Source organism: Caballeronia jiangsuensis, from assembly GCF_046030135.1.
In the GTDB taxonomy this organism is placed as follows: domain Bacteria; phylum Pseudomonadota; class Gammaproteobacteria; order Burkholderiales; family Burkholderiaceae; genus Caballeronia; species Caballeronia jiangsuensis.
This window is the reverse complement of the sequence record NZ_JAQQDB010000044.1, coordinates 1-15,108: the sequence shown is the minus strand read 5'-3', so window position 1 is coordinate 15,108 and position 15,108 is coordinate 1. Positions and strand designations below refer to the sequence as shown.

Genomic DNA, 15,108 nt, shown 5'->3' with positions numbered 1-15,108 from the left:
CGTTCGTAGCACGTCGGTCGATGATGGATGAGCCGCAAGCATGGAGCCGGGACATGTCCCGGCTTTTTGCCGTCTGCGCGCGCCGTGCGAAGTCGTCATGCGATGCAATCAGGCACAATGCGTCGCACCACGAACCTGGCGCATGGAGGAAGGATTGACCGATACGAACATCGACGCAGCAACGATACGCTGGGGCATCGTCGGCGCGGGACGCATCGCGCGGCGCTTCGCCGACAGTCTCACGCATGTGGAAGGCGCGCGGCTCGCGGCCGTCTGGTCGCGCCGCGAGGAAACGGCGCGTGCGCTCGCCGATGCATTCGATGCCCGCGCATTCGCCGATTTCGACGCGATGCTCAGCCATGTCGACGCGCTCTACATCGCGACCTTGCAGGACAGTCACCCGGAATACGCGTTGCGCGCCTTCGCGGCGGGCAAATCCGTGCTGTGCGAAAAGCCCGCGGCCGTCAACGCGCGCGATTTGCAGCGCATGATCGACGCGGCGCGCGAGGCGAAGCTGCTGTTCATGGAAGCGATGAAGCCGCCGTTCTATCCGCTATATCGCCGTCTGCGCGAGCATCTGGAGCGCGATCCGATCGGCGAGATCGGGCTCGTGCGCGCGGGATGCTCGATGGCGAACGTGCCGCTCGATCATCCGTCGTTCACGCTCGAAGCGGGCGGCGGCGCGCTGCTCGACATCGGCATCTACGAGGCGTTTCTCGCGGTCGACTGGCTCGGCGAAGCGCTCGACGTGCAGACTATCGGCCGCCTCGGCGCGACCGGCGTCGATGTGTTCGCGAGCCTGAATGTGCGCCACGAACGCGGCATCGCGCAATTGTTCTGCGGACTCGATCTGCAAGGCCGCGGCGATGCGCTCATCGGCGGCACGCTCGGCACGGTGACCATCCACGAAAACTGGTGGAATCCGGCGCGCGCGACCATCGCTTACACGGACGGACGCAAGGTCGAACTCGACGAGCCTTTCACGGGCGGCGGCCTCAACTACGAAACCGCGCATTTTTGCGAGCTGCTGCGCGCGGGACAGACGGAAAGCCCGGTGATGCCGCACGCGATGTCGATGCGCATGATCGCGATCATCGACGCGGCACGGCGCGATCTGAATCTGCGCTTTCCCTTCGAGACCGACTGATACGAAAAAGCCGCTTTTCAGCGGCTTTTCCTTAATGTCGCCCGGGCAGCGCGAGACGCCGCTCGAAAATCCGCTGCACGAATTCGAGCACGCTGCACAAGATCCAGTAGACGAACGCCGCCGCGAGATAGAGCGGCAGCGGCTGATAGGTCGCCGCGATCACTTCCTGCGCGCTTCGCAACAGTTCGGTCACGGTGATGACCGACACGAGCGACGTGTCCTTGATCAGACTGATGAGACTGTTCGACAGGCTCGGCACCGCGATGCGCAGCGCCTGCGGCCCGATCACGTAGCGCAGCGTCTGCGTGCGCGACAACCCGAGGCTATAGGCCGCGAGCCACTGGCCGGCGTGGATGCCGAGAATCGCGCCGCGCATGCTTTCCGACAGATACGCCGCGACATTCGCCGACAGCGCGATCACGCCGGCGGGCGTCGGTTCGAGTGAGATGCCGAGGCTCGGCAGGCCATAGTAGATGACGAAAATCTGCACGAGCAGCGGCGTGCCGCGCATCACGCTCACGTACAAGCGCCCGATCGCGACGAGCGCGCGATTCTGGCTGATGCCCATCAACGCCAGGACGACGGCCGCGATGAGGCCGAAGAACATCGAGTAGAGCGCGAACTTGATCGTCAGTAGCGCGCCTTGCGCCAGCACGGGCGCCGATTGAACGAGCAGGGAAGTCGTGGACATGAACGGGAATGCGGTGAGGAGCCGGCGCGCGAATTGGATCGATCGGCGCGCGCAAAGCGCACATCATAAACCGGCAGCGAAAAAACGAAGGGCGGCACCGTCATCCGATGCCGCCCCGGCCAGCAGAACAATGCTGACTTACTTTGCCGGCTTCGTCACGTCGATGCCGAACCACTTGTCCGAGATCTTCGTGAACGTGCCATCGGCTTCGAGCTGGTTCATCGCGTCGTCGATGGCCTTCGCGAACTTCGGATTGCCCTTCTTGAACGGAATGCCCGAGGGGTTGCCCGCACCGACATTCGCGCCCGTGCGCAGCGGCAGTTGCGAATTCTTCAGCAGATACGCGAGCATCAGGCGGTCATTGAGCGCGGCATCGAGACGGCCGGCGGCGAGGTCACGCAGATACTCGGGCGCGCCCGGATACGTCTTCACGTCGATGCCCGGCACCGACTTCGCCATGTCCATGTAGTTCGTGCCGAGACCGACGCCGAGCTTCTTGCCCTTCAGCTCGTCGAGCGTCTTGAACTCGCGCTTGTCGTCCGAACGCTGGATCAGTTGCGCGTTCGAATACGTGTACGCCGGCGAGAAGTCGAGCGTCTGCTTGCGCGCATCGGTGATGCCGACCTGGTTCACGATGACATCGAACTTGCCTGCCTGCAGGCCCGCGATGATGCCGCTCCATTCGGTCGTGACGAATTCGGGCTTCACGCCGAGCTTCGCGGCGACGGCCTTGGCGATATCGACATCGAAGCCGACCAGCTCGCCGTTCGGCGCTTTCGAATTGAACGGCGGGAAGGTGCCTTCCAGGCCGACGCGCAGCGTGCCGCGCTGTTTGACCTGATCGAGCAGGTCGTCGGCGTGGGCTGCCGTCGTGACGGCCGTGAATGCCGCGCCGATCAGGCTGGCGGCGACGAGCTTCTTGAGCGTGGACAGTTTCATTGTGTTGTTTTCCTCTTGATGGGCACAGCGTCTTTATCAGATGCGGCGATCATAGTAAGAATGCAATCGCCGCGTCATATCGTTTGTTCATGTCTATATGCGCGATCAACGGCATCACGCGAGCGCTTCGACGCATTCGCGTACGAGCGCCGGGCCGCGATAAATCAGCCCCGTATAAATCTGCACGAGCGACGCGCCCGCCGCGAGCTTCGCGCGCGCATCCTCGCCCGAGAAAATCCCGCCTACGCCGATGATCGGCACGTCGGTCCCGACTTCCGCGCGCAGCTTGCGGATCACCTCGTTCGACGCATCGAACACCGGGCGTCCCGATAGCCCGCCGGCTTCGTCGCCGTGCTTCATGCCGGTCACGGCGGCGCGCGACAACGTTGTGTTCGTGGCGATCACGCCGTCGATCTTGTGCGCCAGCAACGTGCCCGCGATCGACTTGATCTGCTCGTCGTCGAGGTCGGGCGCGATCTTGAGCGCGAGCGGCACGAGCTTGCCGTGCAGGTCGGACAGCCGCGTCTGCTTCTCCTTCAGCGCGCCCAGCAGCGAATCGAGTTCGCCCGCGCCCTGCAACTGCCGCAGATTCTTCGTGTTCGGCGACGAAATGTTGATCGTCACATAGCTCGCGAACGGATAGACGCGTTCGAGACAGTAGAGATAGTCCTCGGCGGCGCGCTCGATCGGCGTATCGGCGTTCTTGCCGATGTTCAGGCCCAGCACGCCGCGATAGTGCGCCGCCTTCACGTTGGCGACGAACTGATCGACGCCGCCGTTGTTGAAACCCATCCGGTTGATGAGCGCGTTCGCGTCCGGCAGACGGAAGATGCGCGGACGCGGGTTGCCCGGCTGTGCGCGCGGCGTCACGGTGCCCACCTCGATGAAGCCGAAGCCGAGCGCGGCGAGCCCGTCGATGCACGCGCCGTCCTTGTCGAGGCCCGCCGCGAGGCCGACCGGGTTGCGGAACGTGATGCCCATGACGGTGCGGGGCGAATCGGGGCCGCGCTTGGCGAGCATGCCTGCGAGTCCGGTGCGGCCGGCGGCGCCCAGCATGCGCAGCGTCAGGTGATGAGCGTCTTCCGCGTCCATCTTGAAAAGATGCGAGCGCGCGATCGGATAGAGGGAACTGAACACGAAATGAAAGCCGGCGACGGCGGATTTTTTTAAGACCGCTATTTTAGCGGCTTTGGACGGCGGGCCGGTCGGGCTCTGCCGGAAGTGCTCGGGCGGCTATTTCGGCTGGCCCGGACCGTGGATGCGCCCGGGCATCGGCAGCGCGCCGGCGGACTGCGTGTTCGCGGGATCGAGCAGCGTCCAGTGTCCGTCGATCAGGCCTTCCAGCGGCCGGAAATTCGCCTTGTAGGCCATCTTCTCGCTTTCGCGAATCCAGTAGCCCAGATAGACGTGCGGCAGGTCGAGGCTCTTCGCCTGCTCGATCTGCCAGAGAATGTTGAAGGTGCCGAAGCTCGTCTTCGGCATGTCCGGCTCGAAGAACGTATAGACCGACGACAACCCGTCGCCGAGGATGTCGATCATGCTGATCATGCGCAGCACGCCGGGCGTATCCGGATGCGCCGGATCGACGGGCTCGCGGAACTCGACGAGACGCGAATTGATCCGGCTCTGCAGCAGGAACTGCTCGTACTGGTCGCGGCTGTCGCGGTCCATGCCGCCGCCCGCATGCCGCGCCGACTGATAGCGCATGTAGAGCGCGTAGTGTTCTTCGTCGTAATGCAGCGGCGCGACGCTCGCCACGAGATCGCCGTGCTGCTTCCACACGCGACGCTGCGTGCGGTTCGGCACGAAGCGCGCGACCGGCACGCGCACCGGCACGCAGGCGCGGCAGCCGTCGCAATACGGACGATAGGTGAACACGCCCGAGCGCCGGAAGCCGGCCTTGACGAGTTCGGTATAGACGTCGGAGTTGATCAGATGGCTCGGCGTGGCGACCTGCGAGCGCGCGACGCGCCCTTCCAGATAACTGCAAGGATAGGGCGCTGTTGCATAGAATTGCAGCGCGGAAAGCGGTGACAGCGGCAGCTCGTTCGGATGTGTCACGTTGGCGGCTCTCGCAGGCGTCGTCTCGTCGTTGCCGACCGGCGCGCGCAATCCTCTTTGGGGCGCGCGCATGGCGGCTGCATTACGTTTGTCGCTCGGGCGTCGCGCGAAGCGTTCAGCGCGCCAGCACGTCGAGCAGGACGGATTTGTCGAAGCGCCAGCCGATCGCCGGTTCCGCCGTGGCCCGCCGGAGATGCGCGACGAACGCGCGGCGCGCGATCTCGCGGCCGCCCAGCGACGCCAGATGCGACGTGTTCTGCTGGCAGTCTATCATCTCAATTTGATTGCGGCGCAAGTGTCCGACGAGCGCTGCGAGCGCGATTTTCGACGCATCGGTTCTGTGCGCAAACATCGATTCGCCGAAGAACATGCGCCCGAACGACACGCCGTAAAGTCCGCCCACGCGCACGCCGTCGTACCACGTCTCGACGCTGTGGGCGTTGCCCGCGCGATGCAAGGTGGTGTACGCATCCACGATGTCCGAGGTGATCCAGGTGCCGCGCTGGCCGTCGCGCGGCGTGTCCGCGCAGGCGCGCATCACGGCGGAAAAATCGTCGTCGACGCGAACTTCCCAGATTGGATCGCGCACGACGCGCTTCAGGGTCTTGCGCAGGGAATCCGACACCTTGAACTCGGCCGGAAAGAGCACCATGCGCGGATCGGGACTCCACCACAGCACGGGCTGACCATCCGAATACCACGGGAAGATACCGCGCCCATAGGCGTCGATGAGCCGTGAGGGCAAAAGATCCGCGCTCGCCGCGAGCAGGCCCGGCGCGCCGCTCGCCGCATCGAGCGCGCGCTCGACGGGCGGGAAGGGATCGTCGTCGGCGAGCCAGGGAACCATGTTCTCGGGTGGGCGGCGTTCTGTGATGTCGGCGAGCGTGCGATCAGCCGTCGCGCAGCGTGCGGAAAATGTCGCCCGTATGCAGCGTGAAGTTGCCGGCGGCGCGGTCGGCGAAGAAAAAGCGCAGCGTCTGGCCGACCGTCGGAAACGCGATCTCGTCCCACGGAATCTCGCTTTCCTCGAAGAGCTTCACTTCCAGGCTTTCCTCGCCGGGATCGACTTCGATATCGAGCAGCCGCGCGAGATAGAAGAGATGCACCTGATGCACGTGCGGCACGTTGAGCAGCGTGAAGAGGCTCTGGATCTCGACGCGCGCGCCCGCTTCCTCGAGCGTTTCGCGCGCGGCGCCTTCGCTCGTCGTCTCCTGCATTTCCATGAAGCCGGCGGGCAGCGTCCAGTAGCCGTAGCGTGGCTCGATCGCGCGGCGGCACAGCAGCACCTTGTCGTCCCACACCGGCACGGTGCCCACGACATTGCGCGGATTCTGGTAATGAACCGTGCCGCAATTGTTGCAGACAAAGCGCTCGCGGTTGTCGCCAGGCGGAATGGCGAGACCGACTTCGTGGCCGCAGACGGAGCAGAATTTCATGGAAATGGACGTGGGAAGTGTGCCTGCGAGTGTATCACCGTGCCGCTGCGGCTTTGAGGCACGCACATGGTTTGCGGCATCAGTCGCGCCGCATGACCGGTTTGCCCGGAGCCGACAGTGCGACGCCTGCCTTCTCGCTACAATAGTTGACCGGAATTGCAGTGTCCCTTTTCACGATGAACTCCATGTCAACCACGCCAGCCGCTTCCAGCCGTCCTCCGATGCTCGCCACCGCCGAGGCGCTCGGCCGTCTGCTCGACGCCGCGCGTCAGGTGGACGGCCGCGAGCGCGTCGGCACGCTCGACGCGCTGAATCGCGTGCTCGCCGCCGACGTGAACTCGCCGCTCGACGTCCCGCCGATGCACACCAGCTCGATGGACGGTTACGCTGTCCGCGCCGCCGATCTCGCCGGCGCGAGCGAAGGCGCGCCCGTCGCGTTGCCGGTGTCACAGCGCATTCCGGCGGGCCACGCGGCCGGGCCGCTCGCGGCGGGCACGGCCGCGCGCATCTTCACCGGCGCGACGGTTCCGCCCGGCGCGGATACCGTGGTCATGCAGGAAATGGCGCACGCAACGGACGACGGGCGCGTCGCGTTCGCGCAGACGCCCGCGGCAAGCGAGTGGATCACGCGGCAAGGCGCGGATATCCGGCGCGATTCGGTGATTCTGCCCGCGGGCACGCGCCTCACGCCGCAGGCGCTCGGGCTGGCGGCGTCGGTCGGTTGCGCTGATCTCGATGTCGTGCGCCGGGTGCGCGTCGCGATCTTCTTCACCGGCGACGAACTGCGCATGCCCGGCGAGCCGCTCGAACCCGGCGCGATCTATAACTCGAACCGCTTCACGCTGCGGTCGCTGCTCGCGAAGCTCGGCTGCGAGGTGACGGATCTGGGCATCGTGCCGGACCGGCTGGATGCGACGCGCGAAACGCTGCGGCGCGCCGCCACCGACCACGATCTCATCCTGACGTGCGGCGGCGTGTCGGTGGGTGAGGAGGATCATGTGAAGCCGGCGGTGGAGGCCGAAGGACGCATTTCGATGTGGCAGATCGCGATGAAACCGGGCAAGCCGCTCGCCTTCGGCGCGGTGCGGCGCGGCGACGAAGGAAGCGAGGCGTTTTTCATCGGCTTGCCGGGCAATCCGGTGTCGAGTTTCTGCACGTTTTTGCTGTTCGTGCGCCCGTTCCTGTTGCGTCTCGCGGGCGTGACGAACGTCACGCCGCGCGTCCATTCGATGCGCGCCGACTTCAGCCAGAAAAAAGGCGATCGCCGCAATGAATTCCTGCGCGCGCGCGTGAACGAGTCGGGCGGGCTCGATCTTTTCGGCAACCAGAGTTCGGCCGTGCTGACATCGACCGTCTGGGGCGACGGTCTCATCGACAATCCGCCGAATCATGCGATCAGCGCCGGCGAGATCGTGCGCTTCATCCCATTTTCAGAACTGATATGAAAGTCGAACTGAGGTTTTTCGCGAGCGTGCGCGAGGCGCTGGGCGTCGCGAACGAGACGGTCAGCGTGCCGGACACGGTAGTCAATGTCGGCGATGTGCGCGCCTGGCTGCGCATGCGCGGCGGTGTGTGGGAAGAGGCGCTCGCCGAAGGCCGCGCGTTGCGCATGGCGTGCAATCACGTGATGACGAATCCGGGCCAGCGCATCACCGAAGGCTGCGAAGTCGCGTTTTTCCCGCCGGTCACGGGTGGCTGACATGTCGACGCGTTCCAAAGTCCGCGTGCAGGAAGCCGATTTCGACATCAGCGCGGAAGTGGCCGCGTTGCGCGCCGACAATCCGAAGGTCGGCGCGGTCGCGTGCTTCGTCGGCACGGTGCGCGATCTGAACGAAGGCAGCGCCGTCGAAACCATGGAGCTGGAGCATTACCCCGGCATGACGGAAAAATCGCTCGAAGCGATCGCCGATCAGGCGCGCGAGCGCTGGCGCGGCTCGGACGTGCTGATCGTGCATCGCGTGGGGAAATTGAAGCCGCTCGACCAGATCGTGCTCGTCGCGACGACGGCGATGCATCGCGCGGACGCGTTCGAATCGTGCGCCTTCGTGATGGACTATCTCAAGACGCAAGCGCCGTTCTGGAAGAAGGAAAAAACCGAGGCGGGCGAGCGCTGGGTCGACGCGCGCGACTCCGACGATGCGGCGCTCGCGCGCTGGAAAAACGATCCGTCCTGATCCGCGTTACTTGTCGTCGGCCGATCTGCCGATGAACTTCGCCGGAAACGGCTCCGCGTCCGGACGCTCGGGAAAGCGCGGTTCGGGCGCGTCACCCGTGCGCTGGCGCTTGAGCGCCGCGAGCAGTTCCTGCTGCTCGACGGGAATCTGATATTCCCAGCCGAACTTGCTGAGTTGCAGGCTCTGCGCGATCCGTAGCGCCGGTTCCATGAACTGCACGGCGGCCGCCGGCTCGTAGCGCGACTCGACCGTATTCAGAAACAGCGACAGCCAGCGCGCGAAGTGGCGCGGCTCGATATCGTCGATCGGACGATGCGCTTCCTGAACGTTTCCCCGATATTGCTTCGAGCCGAGCACGAGGCTCGACCAGAACGTCGTCATCTTGGCGAGATGCTCGTCCCAGCGCCCCGTGAGCGCGCGCGAAAAGATCGGTCCGAGCAGCGGATCGTCGTCGACGCGGCGATAAAAGGCTTCGACCAGCGCGCGGACGTTGGCTTCGCTGGGTTCGCGCTCACGTGGCGTGTCGGTGGCGGGGTGTTCGGTGGTCATCGTCGATCTGCGAAACAATGAAAGAGTTGATCGGATATTTTGCTGACGGAGGATATCAAGATGACGCAAAATGGTGCTTCCGTGCTCAGGCGCCCTCGGTTGTCCGAAACGCATGGACGTTCGTTTGCGTTTCATGCAGCGTCGATTTAAACATCGCTCCCTGTCCTTGCGCGGATTTTTTGACGAGACGCGCGTTCCGTCAAATCACCGATGCGCCTTTGCATCCAACTCTATACGCGCGAAATCATGCGACTCACCGATTACACCGATTATTCGCTGCGTGTTCTGCTTTATCTCTCCGTTCGACCTTCGGGCCTTTCGACGATTCAGGAAATTTCGGATGCGTACGGCATCTCGAAGAATCACTTGATGAAGATCGTCCAGCAGCTCGGCGAGCTCGGCTGGGTCGAAACCGTGCGCGGCCGAAATGGCGGCCTGCGGATCGCATCGCGATCGCGCGATCTCACGATCGGCGACGTCGTGCGCAAGACCGAAAATGATTTCGCGATCGTCGGTTGCTTCGCGGATCAGGGCGATGCAACGCGCCAGCGCTGCGTGATTCAGCCGAGCTGCCGTCTGCGCGGCGTGCTCGCGGCTGCGCGCGACGCCTTTCTCGCCGAACTCGACAAGCATACGGTCGGCGAACTCGCGCATCCGGCGAACGAACTCGCGCGGCTGCTCGGCATCGTCAGCATCGCGCCGGTTCCGGCGGGCGCATTCGTGCCGGTGCGCGCATCGTCCTGACGCGCCGGGACGCATCGCGCGCTGAACAAAACCGGAATGCCGCAGTCAATCCTGAGCTTGGAGTCCGTCGACGCCGTCATTGTCGAAGAGCAAAAAAGTGCACTTTTTGAGCCAAAGCGTGCTTGAAAGTGACAAAAAGCGCCTCATTTTGGTCGTATTCAGAATTGGAGCTTTCAAAAAATGAGAATCGACAAACTCACCACCAAATTCCAGGAAGCGCTTTCCGACGCGCAGAGCCTGGCGGTCGGGCGTGATAACCAGTACATCGAACCGGTGCACCTGCTTGCGGCGCTCATCGCGCAGCAGGACGGCTCCGCGCGCTCGTTGCTGTCGCACGCGGGCGTGCAGGTCCAGGCGCTGCAGACATCGCTGAACGACGCGATCAACCGTTTGCCGCAAGTGCAGGGCACGGACGGCAATGTGCAGGTGAGCCGCGAACTCGCGGGCCTGCTGAACGCCGCCGACAAGGAAGCGCAGAAGCTCAACGACACGTACATCGCGAGCGAAATGTTCCTGATCGCCGTCGCGGACGACCGCGGCGAAGCGGGACGTCTCGCGAAGCAGCACGGCCTGTCGAGGAAAGCGCTCGAAGCGGCGATCAACGCCGTGCGCGGCGGCGCGCAGGTCAATAGCCAGGACGCCGAAAGCCAGCGCGAGGCGCTCAAGAAATACACCGTCGATCTGACCGAGCGCGCGCGCGCGGGCAAGCTCGATCCCGTGATCGGCCGCGACGACGAAATCCGCCGCTCGATCCAGATCCTGCAACGCCGCACGAAGAACAATCCGGTGCTGATCGGCGAGCCGGGCGTCGGCAAGACGGCGATCGTCGAAGGGCTGGCGCAGCGCATCGTCAACGGCGAAGTGCCGGAAACGCTCAAGGGCAAGCGCGTGCTGTCGCTCGACATGGCGGCGCTGCTCGCGGGCGCGAAGTATCGCGGCGAGTTCGAAGAACGTCTGAAGGCGGTGCTGCACGACATCGCGAAGGACGAAGGCCAGACGATCGTCTTCATCGATGAAATTCACACGATGGTCGGCGCGGGCAAGGCCGAAGGCGCGATGGACGCGGGCAACATGCTGAAGCCGGCGCTCTCGCGCGGCGAGCTGCACTGCATCGGCGCGACCACGCTCGACGAGTACCGCAAGTACATCGAGAAGGACGCGGCGCTGGAGCGGCGTTTCCAGAAAGTGCTCGTCGATGAACCGTCGGTCGAAGCGACCATCGCGATCCTGCGCGGCTTGCAGGAAAAGTACGAGCTGCACCACGGCGTCGAGATCACGGATCCGGCGATCGTCGCGGCCGCTGAACTGTCGCATCGCTATATCACGGACCGCTTTTTGCCGGACAAGGCCATCGATCTGATCGATGAAGCCGCGTCGCGCATCAAGATGGAAATCGATTCGAAGCCCGAAGAGATGGACAAGCTGGACCGCCGTCTCATCCAGCTGAAGATCGAACGCGAAGCCGTGAAGAAGGAGAAGGACGAAGCGTCGCAGAAGCGTCTGCAACTGATCGAAGAGGAAATCGACCGGCTGAACCGCGAGTATTCCGATCTCGAAGAAATCTGGACTGCCGAAAAAGCGGCCGTTCAGGGCAGCGCGCAATTGAAGGAAGAAATCGAGAAGGTGCGTGCGGACATCACGCGTTTGCAGCGCGAAGGCAAGCTCGAGAAGGTCGCCGAATTGCAGTACGGCAAGCTGCCCGAACTCGAAGCGCGCCTGAAGCAGGTGACGCAGGCCGAATCGCAGGAGCAGAACAATCCGACGCGTCCGCGTCTTTTGCGCACGCAGGTCGGCGCCGAGGAAATCGCGGAAGTGGTGTCGCGTTCCACCGGCATCCCCGTATCGCGGATGATGCAGGGCGAGCGCGAGAAGCTTCTGCAGATCGAGATCAAGCTGCATGAGCGCGTCATTGGCCAGGACGAGGCGATCGGCGCGGTGGCGGACGCGATTCGCCGCTCGCGTGCGGGTCTGTCCGATCCGAACCGTCCGTACGGCTCGTTCCTGTTCCTGGGTCCGACGGGCGTCGGCAAGACCGAACTGTGCAAGGCGCTCGCTTCCTTCCTGTTCGATTCGGAGGATCATCTCATCCGCATCGACATGAGCGAGTTCATGGAGAAGCACAGCGTCGCGCGTCTGATCGGCGCGCCGCCGGGATATGTCGGGTATGAAGAAGGCGGTTATCTGACCGAAGCCGTGCGCCGCAAGCCTTACAGCGTGATTCTGCTCGACGAAATCGAAAAGGCGCACCCGGACGTGTTCAACGTGCTCTTGCAAGTGCTCGACGATGGCCGCATGACCGATGGCCAGGGCCGCACCGTCGATTTCAAGAACACGGTGATCGTGATGACGTCGAATCTCGGTTCGCAAGTCATTCAGGGCATGGTCGGCGAGCCGCAGGAGAGAGTGAAGGATGCCGTCTGGGAAGAAGTGAAGCTGCACTTCCGGCCGGAGTTCCTGAACCGTATCGACGATGTCGTCGTGTTCCATGCGCTCGATCGCACGAACATCGAGTCGATCGCGAAGATTCAGTTGCAGCGTCTGCAGGAGCGTCTCGCGAAGCTCGATATGCAACTGGAGGTGTCGGATACGGCGCTGGAGCAGATCGGCAAGGTCGGCTACGACCCGTCGTTCGGCGCGCGGCCGTTGAAGCGCGCGATTCAGCAGGAGATCGAGAATCCGGTCGCGAAGCTCATCCTCGCGGGGCGTTTCGGACCGAAGGACGTCATTCCGGTCGATGTGCGAGAAGGGAAGTTCGTGTTCGATCGCGTCGTGCACTGAGGCGCGCTCGGGTCGTCCCGGATGCGGGACGGCCGTTCATACAAAAGGGCAACGAAGCGATTCGTTGCCCTTTTTTTCGTTCGCTCGAAACGCGATCCGAAAAGCAGAAGCCCCGCGCGGCGCGATGCCTGCGGGGCTTTCTTTCGATGCGAAGCGAAACAGCGCGCTTAGCCCTGCTTCGGCTCTTCGCTCTTGCCGAAGAGGCCTGCGAGTCCGCCGAGCGAGCCGAGCACGCCGGTCAGATCGAGCTGGCCTTCGGGCGGCACTTCGCCATTGGGCGTCGCGCGATCGACGATATGCGGCAGCACCGTGGCCAGCATGCCCGAGAGTTGATCGCCCGAGACGCCGGCTTTTTGCGCGAGCGCGCCGACGTTGTCCTGACCCAGCACGTTGGTGAGCGTGTCGGGGCTGATGGGCTTGTTCTCGCCGGTGCCGATCCACGACTGGACGACATCGCCCGCGCCGTGTTGCTGGAAGCGCTGGATCAGGCCCATGATGCCGCCCGGCTGGCTGTTGACGAACGCGAGCGCCGCCGCGATCAGCGCGGCTTGGCCGGACTGGCCCTGCTGGCCGCCTGGTTGTTGCGACGAATTGCCGAGGGAGGAGGCGAGGATATCGATTAGGCTCATGGCAGTCTCACTACGAGAGGTTGCGGGGGTGGGTTCGCCCGCGCCGCCGCGTCCGGCTCGGAACCGGGCGTGGCGGCGCGGGCATCGGCCGCGAGCGGCCGTTCAAGGATGGTCAAACGAAGGCAATTTCCCTTCGACAAGGTTCCCCGAAGAATTACTGACTGGCGGCCGCGGCGCTGGCGGCCTTATCTTTCTTGCTGCGCTTCGATTTGGCGGGCTTCGCGTCGCTCGCGGCCATCGTGCCCGATGCGCTCGTCGTCGCTGCTGCCGCGCTTTCCTTCTTCGATTTCTTCGACGCCTTCGTGCCCGATGCCGGAGCAGCGGGTGCCGTGGCCGGCGTCTGCGCCGTGGTGGCCGCTGGCGACGTCGCGGCGGTGGCAGCCGTCGATGACTTCACCGTGGAGTTCGGCGCGGCGCTGCCGCCTTGCGTCGATGAGGTCGCGGGCTTCGACGTCTTGCCCGTGGGCGGCAGCGACGAACCGCCGATCGTCAGGCCGTTCTGCTCCAGATTCGCCACCGACTTGGTGCCGAGCCCCTTGACGCGGGTCGCGAGATCGTCGGCGTCCTTGAACGGGCCGTTCTTCGTGCGCTCGTCGACGATCGCCTTCGACTTCACCGGACCCAGACCCTTCACCGCTTCCAGCGCGGCTTGATCCGCGGTATTGACATCGACCGCGGCGAAGGCCGCTCCCATCGACAGCATGAACGCTAAGCACAGCATCAGCAGCTTTTTCAGCATGACGGCACTCCGGGCTAAAGAGAAAGGATGAATCGATAAGTTCGGGCCGATTGGGAAGATGCCGTTAAGGATAGGGCAAAAACCTGTTCCGAACGAAAACGGATCGCATTGTGCACGACCCCCGCCGCGCGCACTGCGCTTCCGCACAATCTTTAACGTTGCGATACGCCGGATGGATGACGCGCCGTTTCTGCCGACGTTCGCGTCGCGCATCACTTCGACGCGCCCGCCGCCGTTTTCGCGAACGCGCCGCGAACCTCGAAGCCGACCTTATCGACGATCGCGCCTTTGGCATCGACCAGTTCGAGCACGTGACGGCCCGGCCAGGGCAGCCACGCCGCGCGGGCGTCGTGGCCGTAGGGCTTGCCATCGAGCCGCCACGCGAGGCGCGCGCCGCTGTCCGCGCGCTCGAACCATACGCGCTGCCGCGCGGGCGGAATGTCCGGGTCGAGCGCGAAGATCGTGCCGTCCGTGGGCGCGCCGATGCGTGCGGCCTGTGCGTCCGCATTTCCACCGCGCGCATTCTGCGACGCATTCGCCGTGAGGCCGATGGCGCTCATCTGTGTGCCGCGCACGAACCATTCGCTGCGCGCGGGCTCGATATCGTTCTGATACGTGACACGCGTCGTCACGACGCCCGGCGGCGCTTGCGGCGGGCGGCTATCCGATCGCCGGTTCAGATAGTTGACGATGGCGTTCCATGCCGGCGCCGCGCCCGTCACGCCGGACACGTCCCACATCGGTGCGCCGTCCGCATTGCCGACCCACACGCCCACGGTGTATCGCGATGTGAAACCGACCGCCCAGTTGTCGCGCATGTCCTTGCTGGTGCCGGTCTTGACCGCGCTGAAGCTGCGTGTCGCGAGCACGCTGTCGAAGCCGAAGGTGCGCGTGCGCGCGTTGTTGTCGGCGAGGATGTCGGTGACGATGAAGCTCGCTTCCGCGCTGAAGACGCGCCTCTCGGCGTTCGTCGGCCGATGGTCGGCGAGATCGAAGAAGGGGCGCGCGATCCCGCCGTTCGCGAGCGCGCGATAGGCGTTGGCGAGCGTCGCCAGCGTGACGTCGGCGCTGCCGAGCGCGAGGCTGAAGCCGTAGTAATCGCCCGCCTGCGACAAGGGAATGCCGAGCGCGACCAGCGTCTTCGCGAACCGATGCGGCGTGACCATCACGAGCGTGCGCACCGCCGGCACGTTCAGCGCCGCGCCCCGCGCCGGGCGCCCC

15 protein-coding genes and 1 pseudogene are annotated in these 15,108 nt (G+C 64.5%); 6 read left to right on the top strand and 10 right to left on the bottom strand.

Annotated elements, in window-relative coordinates; genetic code table 11:
• The first annotated feature begins 142 nt into the window (after window positions 1-142).
• Window positions 143-1,147: a Gfo/Idh/MocA family protein gene (locus PQR08_RS32030; protein WP_250483701.1), complete on the top strand. Its 1,005-nt coding sequence runs from the start codon at window positions 143-145 to the stop codon at window positions 1,145-1,147.
• 31 nt (window positions 1,148-1,178) lie between these two features.
• Here PQR08_RS32030 and PQR08_RS32025 read toward each other — a convergent pair whose 3' ends face one another.
• The 6 genes from PQR08_RS32025 to PQR08_RS32000 form a co-directional block, all read right to left on the bottom strand.
• Window positions 1,179-1,838: an amino acid ABC transporter permease gene (locus tag PQR08_RS32025; protein ID WP_250483700.1), complete on the bottom strand. Its 660-nt coding sequence runs from the start codon at window positions 1,836-1,838 to the stop codon at window positions 1,179-1,181.
• A 138-nt stretch (window positions 1,839-1,976) separates the two neighbouring features.
• Complete coding sequence (locus PQR08_RS32020) at window positions 1,977-2,777, bottom strand: cystine ABC transporter substrate-binding protein (RefSeq protein ID WP_187604588.1); 801 nt, start codon at window positions 2,775-2,777, stop codon at window positions 1,977-1,979.
• 114 nt (window positions 2,778-2,891) lie between these two features.
• Window positions 2,892-3,914 carry a quinone-dependent dihydroorotate dehydrogenase gene (locus PQR08_RS32015; protein WP_035501059.1) on the bottom strand — a complete coding sequence of 341 codons (1,023 nt, stop codon included), beginning with the start codon at window positions 3,912-3,914 and terminating at the stop codon, window positions 2,892-2,894.
• Between the two features lie 96 nt (window positions 3,915-4,010).
• Window positions 4,011-4,838, bottom strand: a complete 828-nt coding sequence (locus PQR08_RS32010) for an arginyltransferase (protein ID WP_187605047.1) — start codon at window positions 4,836-4,838, stop codon at window positions 4,011-4,013.
• 115 nt (window positions 4,839-4,953) lie between these two features.
• Entirely contained in the window at window positions 4,954-5,685 is a 732-nt protein-coding gene (gene aat / locus PQR08_RS32005; protein ID WP_035501057.1) for a leucyl/phenylalanyl-tRNA--protein transferase, read from the bottom strand.
• 43 nt (window positions 5,686-5,728) lie between these two features.
• Window positions 5,729-6,274: an NUDIX hydrolase gene (locus PQR08_RS32000; protein WP_035501055.1), complete on the bottom strand. Its 546-nt coding sequence runs from the start codon at window positions 6,272-6,274 to the stop codon at window positions 5,729-5,731.
• 221 nt (window positions 6,275-6,495) lie between these two features.
• On the opposite strand from PQR08_RS32000, the gene PQR08_RS31995 reads away from it, so the two are divergent.
• The 3 genes from PQR08_RS31995 to moaE are packed head-to-tail and all read left to right on the top strand — an operon-like array spanning window position 6,496 to window position 8,448.
• On the top strand, window positions 6,496-7,719 hold the full coding sequence (locus PQR08_RS31995; protein WP_408163611.1) for a molybdopterin molybdotransferase MoeA: 1,224 nt from the start codon (window positions 6,496-6,498) through the stop codon (window positions 7,717-7,719).
• The gene (gene moaD / locus PQR08_RS31990) at window positions 7,716-7,973 is read left to right on the top strand and encodes a molybdopterin converting factor subunit 1 (protein ID WP_035501053.1); all 258 of its coding nucleotides are present in this window, start codon (window positions 7,716-7,718) and stop codon (window positions 7,971-7,973) included. The genes PQR08_RS31995 and moaD overlap by 4 nt, the downstream gene beginning before the upstream one ends.
• Window position 7,974: 1 nt before the next feature.
• Window positions 7,975-8,448: a molybdopterin synthase catalytic subunit MoaE gene (moaE, locus tag PQR08_RS31985; RefSeq protein ID WP_187604591.1), complete on the top strand. Its 474-nt coding sequence runs from the start codon at window positions 7,975-7,977 to the stop codon at window positions 8,446-8,448.
• 6 nt (window positions 8,449-8,454) lie between these two features.
• Here the strand turns inward: moaE and PQR08_RS31980 are convergent, their stop codons facing one another.
• Entirely contained in the window at window positions 8,455-8,997 is a 543-nt protein-coding gene (locus PQR08_RS31980; RefSeq protein WP_250483698.1) for a group III truncated hemoglobin, read from the bottom strand.
• 246 nt (window positions 8,998-9,243) lie between these two features.
• On the opposite strand from PQR08_RS31980, the gene PQR08_RS31975 reads away from it, so the two are divergent.
• Together PQR08_RS31975 and clpB are read left to right on the top strand one after the other, a co-directional pair.
• A complete protein-coding gene (locus PQR08_RS31975) occupies window positions 9,244-9,741 on the top strand; it encodes an Rrf2 family transcriptional regulator (protein ID WP_238293055.1) in 498 nt (165 codons plus the stop codon).
• Between the two features lie 180 nt (window positions 9,742-9,921).
• Complete coding sequence (gene clpB, locus PQR08_RS31970; protein ID WP_250483697.1) at window positions 9,922-12,519, top strand: ATP-dependent chaperone ClpB; 2,598 nt, start codon at window positions 9,922-9,924, stop codon at window positions 12,517-12,519.
• A 167-nt stretch (window positions 12,520-12,686) separates the two neighbouring features.
• On the opposite strand, the pseudogene PQR08_RS31965 reads toward clpB, so the two are convergent.
• The 3 genes and pseudogenes from PQR08_RS31965 to PQR08_RS31955 form a co-directional block, all read right to left on the bottom strand.
• Window positions 12,687-13,172 (bottom strand): annotated as a pseudogene (locus PQR08_RS31965) (YidB family protein); the annotation flags it as partial.
• Between the two features lie 130 nt (window positions 13,173-13,302).
• On the bottom strand, window positions 13,303-13,887 hold the full coding sequence (locus tag PQR08_RS31960) for a ComEA family DNA-binding protein (protein WP_035501046.1): 585 nt from the start codon (window positions 13,885-13,887) through the stop codon (window positions 13,303-13,305).
• 212 nt (window positions 13,888-14,099) lie between these two features.
• The coding region (locus tag PQR08_RS31955) for a penicillin-binding transpeptidase domain-containing protein (protein ID WP_408163600.1) at window positions 14,100-15,108 on the bottom strand (1,009 nt) is incomplete at its 5' end.

Excerpts from the sequence above, each read along its gene's own strand:
- PQR08_RS32030 (WP_250483701.1), top strand. The coding sequence starts at position 143 with ATGGAGGAAGGATTGACCGATACGAACATCGACGCAGCAACGATACGC.
- PQR08_RS32025 (WP_250483700.1), bottom strand. The coding sequence starts at position 1,838 with ATGTCCACGACTTCCCTGCTCGTTCAATCGGCGCCCGTGCTGGCGCAA.
- PQR08_RS32020 (WP_187604588.1), bottom strand. The coding sequence starts at position 2,777 with ATGAAACTGTCCACGCTCAAGAAGCTCGTCGCCGCCAGCCTGATCGGC.
- aat (WP_035501057.1), bottom strand. The coding sequence starts at position 5,685 with ATGGTTCCCTGGCTCGCCGACGACGATCCCTTCCCGCCCGTCGAGCGC.
- PQR08_RS32000 (WP_035501055.1), bottom strand. The coding sequence starts at position 6,274 with ATGAAATTCTGCTCCGTCTGCGGCCACGAAGTCGGTCTCGCCATTCCG.
- PQR08_RS31995 (WP_408163611.1), top strand. The coding sequence starts at position 6,496 with ATGCTCGCCACCGCCGAGGCGCTCGGCCGTCTGCTCGACGCCGCGCGT.
- moaD (WP_035501053.1), top strand. The coding sequence starts at position 7,716 with ATGAAAGTCGAACTGAGGTTTTTCGCGAGCGTGCGCGAGGCGCTGGGC.
- moaE (WP_187604591.1), top strand. The coding sequence starts at position 7,975 with ATGTCGACGCGTTCCAAAGTCCGCGTGCAGGAAGCCGATTTCGACATC.
- PQR08_RS31980 (WP_250483698.1), bottom strand. The coding sequence starts at position 8,997 with ATGACCACCGAACACCCCGCCACCGACACGCCACGTGAGCGCGAACCC.
- PQR08_RS31975 (WP_238293055.1), top strand. The coding sequence starts at position 9,244 with ATGCGACTCACCGATTACACCGATTATTCGCTGCGTGTTCTGCTTTAT.
- clpB (WP_250483697.1), top strand. The coding sequence starts at position 9,922 with ATGAGAATCGACAAACTCACCACCAAATTCCAGGAAGCGCTTTCCGAC.
- PQR08_RS31960 (WP_035501046.1), bottom strand. The coding sequence starts at position 13,887 with ATGCTGAAAAAGCTGCTGATGCTGTGCTTAGCGTTCATGCTGTCGATG.